A 13,591-nucleotide genomic window follows, 5' to 3' on the forward strand; every position below is an offset into this window, starting at 1 on the left:
TCTGGACGAGCCAATCAAGAGCATAAATGCTCTTGATTCCGCCCGAAGTAGGCGAATTCCGCCCGAAGTGGGCTGGACAAGTACCTGGCCGCCTGCTGGAGAGAACGCAAGTGTGTATAAGATACGTTAGCCCGGCACAACGTTTCCCTTTCGATAAATAACGGCACTACGGTCGGCTAGGATCAAGAATTGAAAATGTTTGCGCCGAATCTCCTTGTTGCAACCGTTATCATGTTATAATTTTAGATATAATTTGAATGATAATGGAGGGACTCATGAGGAACTCTTTGGAACTGCTTGAGGATGTCGTGGATACACAGGCGCTGCAGATCATTCAGGACGATCTTGCTGCGGTGACGGATATGGCTGTGCTTACGGTTGATGCTGGCGGCAAGCCGGTGACCCGGCACAGCAAATGCACGGACTTTTGCAGAGCGATGAGATCGGCCACCCAGTCCTCCCGGTTATGTGAGAGCTGTGATTACCGCGGGGGATATGCCGCACAGAGTATGCAGCGTCCCTATGTCTATAAATGCCATATGGGGATTGTGGATATGGCGGTACCGCTGGTAGTCGGCAGCAAGTACCTTGGCTCCATTATGCTGGGGCAGATCTCTATTCCCGCACAGGATACCGGTAAGAAGCTTGATATACTGAGCGCAACCAGCCGTCCAGATCAAAGGGAGCATGACAGCATGCTGGAGGAATATTACCGGAGCCTTCCGGTGATGTCTTATGAACGGATCGAATCCGTAGCCCGTCTGGTCACCCACATGAGCCATTATATAACCGGCAGAGTTAGCGCCAGGAACCGGACTTATGTATTCGGCACTTCTGCAGCTGCTGCGGATGTGAAGCTTACAGAAGAAGCAGCGCAGGTACATGAGATTCCCCGGCAGCAGGTACAGGAGGAGGCGGGCCAGCCGACTGACAGGAAGCAAGCTGCGGGCACAACAGGCGGCAGCCTCAGGCTGAAGCCGGCGCTGGAGCATATGCATGGGCATTTCCGGGAGCGGCTGAGACTGGCGGACATGGCCCAGTTATGCTGGATCAGCGCGGACTATTTCAGCAGACTGTTCAGGCAGGAGACGGGCAGCACCTTTTCTTCCTATATAAATAGCCTTAGGCTGGAGGAAGCGAAACGTAGTCTGGCGGAGGGAGAAGAATCTGTAGTGAGCATCGCGTATTCGCTGGGTTTTGAGGATAGCGGGTATTTCATCCGGACCTTCAAAAAAGCTACAGGCGAAACACCGGCGGTCTACCGCCTGAAGAACCGTGCATAATCCGCGCTGCGCTGGGAGTTTATAGGATGAAATGACGGAATAGTTCTATACAGGATCGTGCAATGCCAAACAGCGGCAAAGCGCTTATACTGAATAGGAAGCGTTTACAAATCCTGCCTAAGGAGTGCTGTGAAATGAGAAAAATACTAACCTCTCCCTCTAAATATGTTCAGGGCAAAGATGAACTGTACAACATCGGGGACTATGTAACGATCTATGGACGGAAAGCGCTGCTGGTGGCGCATAAGGATGATCAGGCCCGGGTTCAGGATTACCTGGACAAGGCAGTTGCCAAAGGCGGCTTCGAATTCGTAACCGGCGGGTTCGGCGGGGAATGTACGCTTAAGGAGATCGGCCGGCTGGAGCAGTTCGCGGCAGCAGAAGGCTGTGATGTGATTGTTGGCCTCGGCGGCGGCAAGGCGCTGGATACAGCCAAAGCGATCGCCAACCGGGCTAGAATTGCGATTATTGTCGTACCGACGATTGCGGCGACTGATGCACCATGCAGCGGCTCTTCGGTGATCTATTCGGAGCATGGCGAGTTCGAATCCTATCTGTATGCGCGGCAGAATCCCAATGTGGTGCTGGTGGATACCGGAATCATTGCCAATGCACCAACGCGTTTTCTGGTGGCCGGGATGGGGGATGCGCTGTCGACCTTTTTTGAGGCGAGATCCTGTGTCAGAGGTTTCACCTATAACAATTCCGGGGCCGTAAGCACGAAGGCAGCGATGGAGCTGGCCCGGCTCTGCTACGAAACACTGCTGGAGGACGGACTGAAGGCCAAAGCGGCCAATGACAGCAAGGTGGTTACGCAGGCGCTGGAGAATATTATCGAGACGAATATCCTGCTCAGCGGGCTTGGATTCGAGAGCGGGGGACTGGCCGCAGCGCATGCCGTGCATAACGGGCTGACCATTCTGGAGGAGACTCATCATTATTATCACGGGGAAAAGGTGGCTTTCGGCACGCTGGTGCACATGGTGCTGGAGAATGCGCCGCAGGAAGAACTGGACACGGTGCTTGGCTTCTGCAAATCGCTCGGATTACCTACCTGCCTGAAGGACCTGGGTGTTACAGATATCAGTGAAGCCCGGCTGATGCCGGTGGCCGAAAGAGCCTGTGCCGAAGGGGAGTCCATTCATAATATGCCGTTCCCGGTTACGAAGTATGATGTATATGCGGCCATTCTGGCTGCGGACCGGCTGGGCGGAAGCGGAGGCGAAGTCAGATGAAGAAGATTATTAACGCCCCTGAAGATGTAGTCGTGCAGATGATCGAGGGCATGGTGCTTGCCCATCCGGAGCTGCTGGAGTGGAACCGGAAATACAAGATTATTACGCGTAAAGAGCTGAACCCGGACAAAGTCACCCTGATCAGCGGCGGAGGCAGCGGACATGAGCCTGCGCATGGCGGATACGTAGGTAAGGGAATGCTGGATGCGGCGGTATGCGGTGATGTGTTTGCCTCTCCGTCGACGATTCAGGTCTACAATGCGATTACGAAGACGGCTTCCTCCCAAGGAACGCTGCTGATTATCAAGAACTATTCCGGCGACTGTATGAATTTCGATGCGGCGGCGGAGATGGCGTTCGAAGATGACGATATCACCGTGGAAAAAGTGTATGTGAACGATGATGTGTCCGTAGCGGACGATGCATCGACGGCAGGCAGAAGAGGCGTGGCCGGAACGGTGTTTGTGCATAAAATCGCCGGAGCGGCTGCAGAACGGGGAGATACACTTCCGGAAGTCAAGGCCATCGCGGAGAAAACAGTGCGCAATGTCCGGTCGATCGGCTTCGCGCTGACTTCCTGTACCGTGCCGGCCAAAGGCTCACCAACCTTCGCGCTTGGAGAGGATGAGATCGAATTCGGTGTAGGCATTCACGGCGAACCGGGTATTGCCCGGGAAAAGCTCGTTCCGGCCGATGAACTGGCCGCGAAGGCACTGCAGGCGCTGCTCGCCGATATGCCGGTTAACCCGGAGGAAGAGGTCGCGCTGATGATTAACGGCTTCGGGGCAACGCCGCTGCAGGAGCTCTACATCCTGAACCGTTCCGTCAGCCTGCTGCTGGAGGAAGCCAAGATCAGGGTATACCGGACCTTTGTCGGTAATTATATGAGTGCGATTGATATGGCGGGAGCATCGGTCACCCTGCTGAAGCTGGATGATGAGCTGAAGCAGGCACTCGACTATAGCGCGGAGACGGCAGCTTATAGATGTTAGGAGGCGGAAGCAATGGAGAAGCTGCTTACAGCTGATATAGTAGTGATGATAGACGAGATGGCGAAGCTTATCATTGAGAAGGAAGTCGAATTCTGTGAACTGGATTCTTTTGCCGGAGACGGGGACTTCGGCATGTCGCTGGCCAAGGGCTTCCGGCAGCTGAAGCTGGAATGGGAGGAGCTGCCGCAGGAAGATATCGGTGAATTCCTCAAAGCCTGCGGAATGGTGATCATTGAGCACTGCGGAGGCGCTTCGGGTCCGATCTGGGGCTCGGCCTTCCGCAGCGCGGCGAAATACGCCAAGGGCAAGACCGAATTAAGCGGACTTGAGCTGGCGGAGCTGCTGGAGAACGCGGTAGAGGGCATCCAGAAGCGGGGCGGGGCCAAGCTTGGCGACAAGACGCTGCTCGATGCACTGATTCCTGCTGCTGAAGCTCAGCGGAAGAGTGCGGAGAGTGGCGACGCCCTGCTGATCAGCATGCGCAAGGGCGCAGAAGCGGCGGTGCAGGGAGCCGAGCACACCAAAGACATTATCGCTTCCAAAGGCAGGGCAAGCTATGTGGGCGAGCGGAGCCTCAGCCACCCCGATGCCGGAGCTACAGCGATAGGTATTCTGTTCACCGGGATTGTAGACCGGATGCAGCAGTAAGGATTGAAGACCCCGATTGAAATACAGATGCAGCGAAAAGGGACGTCCCGGTGGTATATCTCCGCCGGGCGTCCCTTTGCTGTTCCGCTAGTTCAAGTCTCGTATATAATATTCCCTGTTTCGGTAAGGTCATAGCTGTGAATGGACTTCAGCTCGTTCTGGAAGGCGGATGAACGCAGAATATCAAGAACCGTGCTGATCCATTGTTCATTCTCGGGCTTCTTGACCATGACCAGATCGTAGCGTTCCGTGGTGAGCGGAATGAAGTCAATGCCGTCAATAATCTTGGCGGCCTTCTCGGTGCCGATGCCCACATCGGCGCTGCCCCGCGCCACCATGCCGGCTATAGCCAGATGGCTGTTCTCTTCGGTTCCGTAGCCCTCCAGCGATGCGGATGGAATTCCGAGCAGGCGGAGCTGCTCATCCAGCAGCACCCGGGCCCCGGAGCCGCGTTCACGGTTGATCAGGGTCAGCCCGCTCTGCCGGAGATCACTCCAGCCGCGGATGCCTTTGGGGTTGCCCTTCCGCACATAGAACCCGGCACTGCGCGATAGCAGATGCACTACGATATAAGAGAAGCCTACGAGCAGCTTGCGGATATAAGGCAGATTATATTCGCCGGTATCCCCATCCAGGAGATGGGTGCTGACAATATCCGATTCCCCGTGATACATGGCAATCAGGCTGTCCAGACTGCCGGCATACGAACGGAGCGGGCGGGTGGACGGCAGCGTACGCTCCAGATAGGTCGCCAGAATATCAAGCGACATATCCTGGCCGGTAATGACCACATTCATACTGGTGCTTTTGCCGGTATGGGGGGGCGGAGGGGCAAAGGCCTGATACGGAGCCGCGAAGGAAGCGGGCGTCTGCAGCGGCTGTATTTCCTGTAATCCGCTTCCGCCGGGGAGCGGATGCCCATAAGCCCCGCTGCTGCGGGAATTCTGCTTGTATGCCTCCAGATCAGAGAGGTCAACACGCATCTGTTTGCCGACACGGTAGGAGGGCAGCTCTCCTTTTTTGATCAGATCATAGACTTTAAGTTTGGATATTTTGAGTAACCGGGCGATTTCCTCGGTGGTATAGGAAGTATTCTCAGACATGAATTAAACCCTCCCAGGGATGCACTGCGGCAGAAGTCACAGGTAGCCATATAATGCTTATAATGCTCAAGACTACCTTATTTTGTGGACCTGCGCAATCTAAGAAACCCCCGGACCGCAAGCGGAGAGCGGCAGACGGAGCTTCAATAAGTCCCGTGCCGCTCTGTCTTCGCCTGCTGCGCATCGGATAACGTGATCAGCTCGGAGACAGTGACGAACCGGAACCCTTGCTTCTCAAGCTCGGGGAGGATAATCTTCAGCGCTTCCTTCGTTTGCGATTGCCCATGGACATGGTCATGGAACAGAACGATATCCCCATTCCGGGCATTGCGGATCACTCTGCTGGAGATGCTCCAGACTCCCGGGCGGTTCCAGTCGCGGGTATCCTGATGCCAGGACCAGAGCACCGGCTTCAGGCCCATGCTGTTGGACACATCAATCATCGTGTCGTCGTACATTCCGCCCGGCGGTCTGAACAGGCTGCTGTGTTTGCCGGATACTTTGACAATCTCCTTCTCCGTCAGCTCCAGCTCCTCCTGAATCTGCTGCCCGGAGACCGGTTTTTTGAAATAAACGTGATTATAGGTATGGTTCGCAAGCTCATGGCCTTCATTAATGACGCGTCTGGCGACCTCGGGATAAGCGGCGATCCGTTTGCCAATTGCAAAAAAAGTGCATTTCGCATTGTATTCATGCAGTACCTCCAGAATGCCATCCGTCTCGAAGGGGTCCGGGCCGTCGTCGAAGGTGAGTGCAATAACCTTTTGGCTGGTCTGCACCTCCCAGATCATGTCGCCCCGTTCCTCATAATAATAGCGGTTCTTGGCCCTGTTCGGGCTGCCAAGGGCAATGTCTGCAGAGCCGTGCATAAGCGCGAGCGCTGCAAGGGCCGCGGCAGTGATTCGGATTCCTCTTTTCATGCGTCTCAAGTTTCACTCCACACCCTGTGTTTTTATAAGCCGTTCCTGCGCTGCTTGAGCCTTAGAATGCTCCATTTGCCCCGGGAAATATGCATTTTATATAGAGCGAACTGGAAGGTTAATGATAAAGATGAAAGTAACATCTGAACCGGAAACTTATCTGGTCGCATTTTAGAGTGAAAGTTCTGCCGGAAATGACTTATAATGAGATACTAAATACAGAACAATGGAATAGGGGCAGCGGAGATGACACTAATTGAGAAAAGAGAGCATAGGCAATATCCGGAAATTACCCGGCTGGAAACATCCAGAGCCGCATATGAACGCGATTATTCGCGTCTGATCCATTCGCCGACCTTTCGACGGCTGCAAGGCAAATCACAGGTATTCGGTGCAGGCACCGGAGATTATTACCGCACACGGCTGACCCACTCGCTGGAGGTGGCGCAGATTGCCCGCGAAGCGGCCAAGAGTCTGCTGCGTTCTTATCCTGAGGTAGAGACGGGGGCAGCTGAGAATCCGGGATTGGTCATCGATCCGGAGGTCGTGGAATGTGCGGCCATTGCGCATGATTTCGGCCATCCGCCGTTTGGGCATAAGGGGGAAGAGGTGCTGGACAGCCTGCTGGAAGGGCTTATTGCCAAGAAAACAGCGGAGGCTGCCGCGAAGTCCGGGGCCGGTCCGGTACAGAAGCAGACGATCCATGAGAGCATGAAGCGTAAATATGAACATTTTGAAGGCAATGCCCATAACTTCCGCCTGATCATGTTTCTGGAGAAACGGGAGAATATCGATGGACTGAACCTCTCGGATGCGGTGCTGCTGGGCATTAACAAATATCCGTTTCCCGGTACTGTGCTGAAGAAGGGCATGTACCTGCATGAATGGGAATACATCAACGAGATCCGCACCCAGTGGGGGGTTCCGGCAGGCAAGAAGACACTGGAAGCACAGCTTATGGACTTATGCGATGACATAGCCTATTCGGCCCATGACCTCGAAGACGGCATCAAGGCCGGCAAGATAGAGGTACACGAGCATTTCATGCACGACGAATACATTCAGCGGCTGATTGTTGAGAAGATCACGACGCTGGAGGATGCCTTCTGGTCAGGCTGGCAGGCCGAGGCGATCAGCGCCAAGGTGGAGGAAGTGCTTAGCTCATTCCTTCGGGTATGGATGGAGAAAATGCCAACCTGTGAGAATGACTACTCCCGCACGCGCCGTGAAGTTAAAGCTTATTGGGTCAGTACTTTCGTCGCCAGTCTCGGCGTCATCGAGGACGGGGACTGGAAGAAGGTTACATTCATCAAGGAAGGCCAGGAGGATGAGGATATGCTGCGGACGGTCAGTGTGCTCAAAAGCTTCGCCTGGGTAACGATGATCCGCGATTTGCGTGTGCAGCGCCTGCAGAAACGGAGTGAATGGATCCTCCGGCGGCTGTGGGAGGCCTTCCTGGATCCCGAGACCTCGCGGAGTATTATTCCGAGCGACTGGCTGCAGCGGTATGAGAAGGATCAGAGGTCGGCCAGGCCCATCTGGACCTGGGAGCATATGGTGACAGATTATATCGCCGGGATGACCGATGCGTTTGCCGAGAAAATCTACAATGAGCTGTATGGACTAAAGGTAGGCTCGATTTACGATCTGGATTAGGCATAGCTCTGCGCCAATAGTACCTGTCAGCCGGTTTGGCTGGCGGGTACTTTTTTTATAGTTCTGGATATACATATAAAATTTTTTGGGTGTTTTGCCGAAATAGTACTAGCAACCTATTTTTTTTGTTCTTTTATGAAAATGGAATGTAATAGAATGGAATTCCGGTCATGTTTTCGGAAAATGTTTGAGGAGGCGCACGTAGATGGGCAAGGGTCAACAACTGAAAAGTGCAGTTAAAAAATGGGTGAGTGGAACTAAAAAAATGCGCCAGACCGCAGTAGCTAAAGGAAGTAAAAGTATTGGATTCAAGATTGCCTCCGGTTATGCGGCTTTGGCAGTACTGGTTCTGGTTACCGGCGGGGTCTCGCTCTATCAAATGAACGGTATGCAGAAGAACACAGGCAATATTATTGATCAGAGCATTCCCGCACTGGATAAAATCCACAATGTAAATTACCTGACAGAGCATGTTATGGCGATCAGCATGCAGCATATTCTGAGCACGGATAGCGCAGAGAAAAACACACTTGCGGAAGAGCGGGCTGAATTCATCCGCAAAGTGTCAGATACATTGAAGGAATACAAGCTCACCTTGCGGGGAGAGCAGGAGCTGGGGCAATTACAGTCGCTCGTCGGGAAATGGGGAGAGTTCCTGACCGTCAACAATCAGGCGATCCTGCTCAGCAGCTCGAATGACGAGGAATTAGCATTGGAGGTATCCCACAAGGGGATTGAGGCGTTTAATTCGATGCAGATTGATCTGGACGCGCTTGTTGCACACACTCAGGATGAAGCAGCGAGTGAGGGCAAAGTTTCCGAGAAGATTTTCCACACTTCCCTGACGTTGAGTATTGTAACTGTGCTGATTGTCCTGGTAGTCATCGGAATGATTAACATGGTGATCCGTAAGACCATGATCAATCCGCTTAAAAAGGTAACCGTACACCTGCAGCGGATCTCCGGCGGTGATCTGACCGCAGAGGATACCCTGATCGGCAATATGGATGAAATCGGCCAGCTTGCCAAGACCGTTAACGAAACTAACCGTACCTTGCTGGAAATGGTGAACCGGATCAGAAATGTCTCCGAGGTGATTTCGGAACAGGGCGATGAGCTGATGCATACGATTTCCGATACCAAGGAGGGCAGCAGCCAGATTGCCTTGACCATGGAAGAGCTGGCCAAAGCCTCCGGAAGCCAGGCCGAAGCAGCGGTAGATGCTTCTAAGGCGGTGGAGGAGTTAAACGCTATAATTGAGAATTTTGCCGGCAGGGGAATTGACCTCTCGCTTCATTCGGAGCAGGTGCGGCAGAAGGGTGAAAAAGGCAAAGCGCTCATGGAAAGCTCGGTGGCGCAAATGAACCAGATTGCGGACGCTGTATCGCAGTCTATGGACACGGTGGAGGAGCTGAACCGCAAGAACGAGGGGATCTTCCGGCTTGTGGGCTCCATCCGCAGCATCTCCGAGCAGACGCATCTGCTGGCGATTAATGCGGCCATTGAAGCGGCGAGAGCCGGTGACAGCGGCCGGGGCTTCGCGGTAGTAGCACAGGAGGTGCGCAAGCTGTCGGAGGATGTGCAGCGGACCGTAGCGGAGATTACCGGAATTACACAGGGAATCCAGCATGACTCCAGAGCGATGGTTGAACAATTGCGCGGCGGCGTGGCGAAGACGGAAGAGGGCAGCCGGCAGATAGTCGAGACAGGCGAAGCCCTGGCCGATATCAACGGCTCGGTGGGGGTAATGGCGCTCACGGTGGAAGAAATGGCCAAGGATCTGGAGCAGATGACCGGAGCCAGTGAAACCATGAACGAGTTCAGCCAGCATATCTCGGCACTCGCCCAGCAATCTGCGGCCGGTGTAGAAGAGACTTCAGCTTCGGCTCACGAGCAGCTTAGCGCGACTACGGAAGTGGCCAACGGCATCGAGCATCTGAAGCTGCTGCTTACTGAGCTTAAGGAGTCTGTGACGCGCTTTCAAGTGTGAGGGGCTATATAGGCTGAAGCAGTGAAATTCTAATACTTAGGGATACGCCGTGACTGCAGAGAATGTTTGGACTTCCGGCCGCTGTTGTTCCCGGATTTCTTGATTTATACCGCTAGTAGCGGTGGAAATCCGTGAACAAAGGCGGACGCTAGCGCTCCTACAGTTCCAAACTTCTCTTCCGCCACTTCTCCCCCTAATTGTAAATCTCAAGTTCAAACTATATAGTGATGTGGGAATATATAAACAGCCTCTGCTTAGGTTAGCAGAGGCTGCTTTTGTCTTGGTATTGTGCTGGGGGAGCAAAGCTATATTGCTTTTCAGCTTGAACGGGTGATTTTTCAGATGGCCCCGGCTCCTAGCTCGAACTGCAGGCTCGAACTCCTTGGCTAATTGATGACGAAATTCGCGCTGCCTAAGTACTAACTAACTGTATTTTGTGCAACTAAAGCGATCGGTTATTGTGCTGCGAGGACTTTAATTGCATTCTCTGCAGTTAAAATCCCCCATACTCCGGGAAAAAAGACGTACTGCTATTTTAGTTGTACAGAATACAGTTAACCGGGCAAATCCGTTTTTTCGCCGTTATTTAACTGCAGGAAATACAATTAAAGTAATTGCAATGCACTCCGCACTAGCTAGTTCACAATAGACTTGTCCGCGCAGGAGTCTTGCCAGTGCAGGGTTCTACGGAGCAAGGTACTTTCCAGCTCAATCTATAGTCTATATAGTTGAAATCCTGCACAAAATACAACATTTTCCTCAAAAGATCGACGTTAACGGAAAATTGTTGTACAAAAGGCATCATTTCGCCTCCATCCGGCAGATTAACGAGAGAATTGTTGTATTTCATACAACAATTCTCTAGAAAACCCTTTTATCTAACATCCAATGTTGTAATATGTACAACATTTAGCCGCAGGAGGCACCTTTAAACCCGCAAGTTACAAACAGGTCCGCATATCCCACAGCAACCCCGCCAGCCCAGGCGGCGGAGGCTTAATATTGGCGGCTGTAGTCGACCAGATTGAGTGAAGGCGTTCCGGACTCCAGATAGGCCTTCATGTTCTCAACGAAAATATCCACTACCCGGTCCGCGTAACGGTCGGTTACCCCGGCACAGTGAGGGGTCATGATGACCTGCTCCATCCCCCACAGAGGGTGATCCTCCGGCAGCGGCTCTTTCTCGAAGACATCGAGTCCGGCACCGGCAAGCTGTCCGCTGTGCAGCGCTGAGATTAGATCGTCCGTATTGGTAGTCGCTCCGCGGCCAATATTAATGTAATAAGCCCCCTGCTTGGCAGCGGAGAAGATGTCTGCATCGAATATTCCCTGCGTCTCGTCGGTGATCGGCAAAGTGTTGATAATAAAATCGGCGTCGCTCACGGAATCCTTCAGCTGTCCGGTCGTGAAGACCTCATCGAAGCCGTCAACCGGCCGGCCGGAACGGCTCACACCGATCGTCTTCATACGGAAAGCCTTGGCAATTCTGGCGGTTTCACTGCCGATGGAGCCGGTTCCGGCAATCACTGCCGTCTTGCCGGTCAATTCACTCTCTTGTCCATCCGAATGCCAGCGGCGGTTCTGCTGGTTGCGGATAGCGGTATGCATGTTCCGGGTGAACATCAGCATGAAGCTGAAGATAACGGCAGTAATCGGTTCGGCATGAACACCGCTGGCATTCGTCAGCAGAATCCCGCGTTCATGCATGGCTTCGAGCGGAAGTTTCTCCACACCGGCAGACCAGGCCTGGACCCAGCGCAGCGGTGAACCCTGGCGCAGAAGGGTATCACTGGCGCCTTTTCCCCAGCCGATGATAATTTCCGCACCGGAGAGCAGCTCAAGGTCCGGATTCCTGGAATCTCCGAGGGTAAGGGTATAATCTGGTGCAGCGGCGCGGATCAGCTCCTGCTGCCCATCTGATAAATGCTGCATACAAACGATGGATTTAGTCATGTTGGTTCCCTCCTATTCTACATTTCAGTAGAGAAATGGACGATAAGTATAGAATAAGCATAACAAATCTGCCTGGAAAGGTGAAATTAGAATGGAACATAAGGAGCCGGAGCAAGAATTTGAGCGTCTGTTTATCGCGATACCTTTGCCGGAAGCGCTGCGCTATTATCTTAAAAATGAGTCTGCCCGCGTGTCTTCCGGACTTAAATTTGCCAGATGGACACATTTTGAAGATTTCCATATTACGCTGCAATTTCTTGGCGACACTCCGAAGGAGGATATCCCGGCCCTGTTCGCGGCGCTCCGGAAAGTTTCCTCGTCAAGCAAAGGCTTTCAGCTGAAGCTCGGAGAATGGGGCACATTCGGCCTCCCGGACTCGCCAAGAGTGCTCTGGACGGGGGTTTCCGGGGAGCTCGAGCCGCTCAGGGAGCTGCAGAAAAAGGTGGTTTCCGCGACAATTCCGTTAGGGTTCACGGCGGAAACGCGAACGTATAATCCCCATTTGACAGTGGCCCGCAAATACCGTGAGGAGCAGCCGTTTACGCTGGAGCGGCTGGAAAATTTACGGGTAAAGGGACGTCCCGCAGGCAATTTACTTCCAGACTTAGGCTGGACGGTGGATGCTTTTGTGGTGTATGCTACCAGGATGCATGCCATTCCTATGTATGAAATGACCGAAAAATTTACATTTTTCTCAACATAAATCGACAAGAAAGTTTTCAAAGCTTCCATTTTCGGTTACATACAATAGGAGTGTGCCGTAAAATAGGAGGTAAATAATGTTAATATTTAAACAGAGCCGCTGTATTGCGCTGCTGGTTAGCGTAATTTTAGTGTCTTTCTCAGCGATAAGTTTGATGAACCCCGAAGGATCTGCTGCTACCGGGGAGAATGTAATAGAAATGGGTAAATTGAAGTCTGCCGGCCATGAGTCTCTGGAGCCCCGTGTTCCGAAAGCTGCATCTGCTGTATATAGGACAAGCCCTTCATCCAGCACAATGATTCCCATGCTTTACACCACAGCTGCCGAACCGGTCCACACCTGGGCCCGCATGGTAAGCGCCGGATGGTTAAGCCCCGAGAAGCTGCAGCGTCAAGAGGCTGCGAAGACGGGCGCCGTTCAGCCTAAGCCTAAGGCTAAGGTAACTGTGGTGAAAGCAACGCCGTCAGCGGCGCAAGCGCTGAAGAAAGCGGCCAAGGGGACAACGAGCGTAAATAAAGTCAAAGCGGCAACTCAGCAACATCCCCCCGCAACATTGTTCTTCTCTCGGACCAAGCTACTAAGCCAGGAGCAGCAAGCTGAAGCTACCTGGAGCTACGCCGTATCCGAAGAAGACCTGCTACTGCTGCAAAAAATCGTCATGGCAGAAGCAGAAGGCGAACCGTACCAGGGCAAGGTGGCAGTTGCCAACGTTGTTCTGAACCGGCTGCGGTCAGCCAATTTTCCCGATACCATTCATGATGTAATCTATCAAAAAAGCCAATTTAGTCCTGTCGCCAACGGCCGTCTAAAGCGTGTGAAGCCCAACGCAGACAGTATCAAGGCTGTTAATGCTGCACTTATGGGAGTTAAGGAAGTTACGGATGACACGTACTTCTTCTTATCGCTGACGCTCGCGCAGGATCTTACTGTGCATCATTCACGGACACTCCTTAAGACCATCGGCAATCATACCTTCTACAAATAATCACTGTTACATTCTTGCCATCCGAATTCACGCTGGTTGCGCGCGGAGAAGGTTTCCGCTGCATTCTCATCTTATGTAATGCAAAAGAACCTCCAAATCCACGCTTACCAGTGGCTGGAGGTT

At 53.0% G+C, this 13,591-nt stretch carries 9 protein-coding genes and 1 pseudogene; 7 read left to right on the forward strand and 3 right to left on the reverse strand.

What is annotated here, in order from left to right:
- Positions 1-275 precede the first annotated feature (275 nt).
- From P40081_RS05740 to dhaK, 3 genes and pseudogenes are all read left to right on the forward strand, one after another.
- Positions 276-1,283, forward strand: coding sequence for a PocR ligand-binding domain-containing protein (locus tag P40081_RS05740; RefSeq protein ID WP_042134009.1), 1,008 nt, complete (start codon positions 276-278; stop codon positions 1,281-1,283).
- A 134-nt stretch (positions 1,284-1,417) separates the two neighbouring features.
- The gene (locus P40081_RS05745) at positions 1,418-2,518 is read left to right on the forward strand and encodes a glycerol dehydrogenase (protein ID WP_042134011.1); all 1,101 of its coding nucleotides are present in this window, start codon (positions 1,418-1,420) and stop codon (positions 2,516-2,518) included.
- A pseudogene (dhaK, locus tag P40081_RS37280) lies at positions 2,515-4,158 on the forward strand (dihydroxyacetone kinase subunit DhaK). Before P40081_RS05745 ends, dhaK begins: the two are co-directional and overlap by 4 nt.
- A 92-nt stretch (positions 4,159-4,250) precedes the next feature.
- Here dhaK and P40081_RS05760 read toward each other — a convergent pair.
- Together P40081_RS05760 and P40081_RS05765 are read right to left on the reverse strand one after the other, a co-directional pair.
- A complete protein-coding gene (locus P40081_RS05760) occupies positions 4,251-5,261 on the reverse strand; it encodes a helix-turn-helix transcriptional regulator (protein ID WP_042134017.1) in 1,011 nt (336 codons plus the stop codon).
- A 143-nt stretch (positions 5,262-5,404) separates the two neighbouring features.
- On the reverse strand, positions 5,405-6,181 hold the full coding sequence (locus P40081_RS05765) for a polysaccharide deacetylase family protein (RefSeq protein WP_042134019.1): 777 nt from the start codon (positions 6,179-6,181) through the stop codon (positions 5,405-5,407).
- Positions 6,182-6,427: 246 nt separating this feature from the next.
- Here P40081_RS05765 and P40081_RS05770 point away from each other — a divergent pair, with 246 nt between their 5' ends.
- Complete coding sequence (locus P40081_RS05770; RefSeq protein ID WP_042134021.1) at positions 6,428-7,837, forward strand: deoxyguanosinetriphosphate triphosphohydrolase family protein; 1,410 nt, start codon at positions 6,428-6,430, stop codon at positions 7,835-7,837.
- 205 nt (positions 7,838-8,042) lie between these two features.
- The gene (locus P40081_RS05775) at positions 8,043-9,827 is read left to right on the forward strand and encodes a methyl-accepting chemotaxis protein (protein WP_042134023.1); all 1,785 of its coding nucleotides are present in this window, start codon (positions 8,043-8,045) and stop codon (positions 9,825-9,827) included.
- Between the two features lie 996 nt (positions 9,828-10,823).
- Here P40081_RS05775 and P40081_RS05780 read toward each other — a convergent pair.
- Complete coding sequence (locus tag P40081_RS05780) at positions 10,824-11,780, reverse strand: D-2-hydroxyacid dehydrogenase (protein ID WP_042134025.1); 957 nt, start codon at positions 11,778-11,780, stop codon at positions 10,824-10,826.
- 91 nt (positions 11,781-11,871) lie between these two features.
- Here P40081_RS05780 and thpR point away from each other — a divergent pair, with 91 nt between their 5' ends.
- On the forward strand, positions 11,872-12,483 hold the full coding sequence (gene thpR, locus P40081_RS05785) for an RNA 2',3'-cyclic phosphodiesterase (RefSeq protein ID WP_042134027.1): 612 nt from the start codon (positions 11,872-11,874) through the stop codon (positions 12,481-12,483).
- Positions 12,484-12,559: 76 nt separating this feature from the next.
- Positions 12,560-13,468, forward strand: a complete 909-nt coding sequence (locus P40081_RS05790) for a cell wall hydrolase (RefSeq protein WP_042134028.1) — start codon at positions 12,560-12,562, stop codon at positions 13,466-13,468.
- Positions 13,469-13,591: the final 123 nt, after the last annotated feature.

This window comes from Paenibacillus sp. FSL P4-0081 (assembly GCF_000758565.1).
Taxonomy (GTDB): domain Bacteria; phylum Bacillota; class Bacilli; order Paenibacillales; family Paenibacillaceae; genus Paenibacillus_AQ; species Paenibacillus_AQ phytohabitans.

Bases quoted from the DNA above. Each gene is read 5' to 3' on its own strand.
- P40081_RS05740 (WP_042134009.1), top strand. From the start codon at position 276: ATGAGGAACTCTTTGGAACTGCTTGAGGATGTCGTGGATACACAGGCG.
- P40081_RS05745 (WP_042134011.1), top strand. From the start codon at position 1,418: ATGAGAAAAATACTAACCTCTCCCTCTAAATATGTTCAGGGCAAAGAT.
- P40081_RS05760 (WP_042134017.1), bottom strand. From the start codon at position 5,261: ATGTCTGAGAATACTTCCTATACCACCGAGGAAATCGCCCGGTTACTC.
- P40081_RS05765 (WP_042134019.1), bottom strand. From the start codon at position 6,181: ATGAAAAGAGGAATCCGAATCACTGCCGCGGCCCTTGCAGCGCTCGCG.
- P40081_RS05770 (WP_042134021.1), top strand. From the start codon at position 6,428: ATGACACTAATTGAGAAAAGAGAGCATAGGCAATATCCGGAAATTACC.
- P40081_RS05775 (WP_042134023.1), top strand. From the start codon at position 8,043: ATGGGCAAGGGTCAACAACTGAAAAGTGCAGTTAAAAAATGGGTGAGT.
- P40081_RS05780 (WP_042134025.1), bottom strand. From the start codon at position 11,780: ATGACTAAATCCATCGTTTGTATGCAGCATTTATCAGATGGGCAGCAG.
- thpR (WP_042134027.1), top strand. From the start codon at position 11,872: ATGGAACATAAGGAGCCGGAGCAAGAATTTGAGCGTCTGTTTATCGCG.
- P40081_RS05790 (WP_042134028.1), top strand. From the start codon at position 12,560: ATGTTAATATTTAAACAGAGCCGCTGTATTGCGCTGCTGGTTAGCGTA.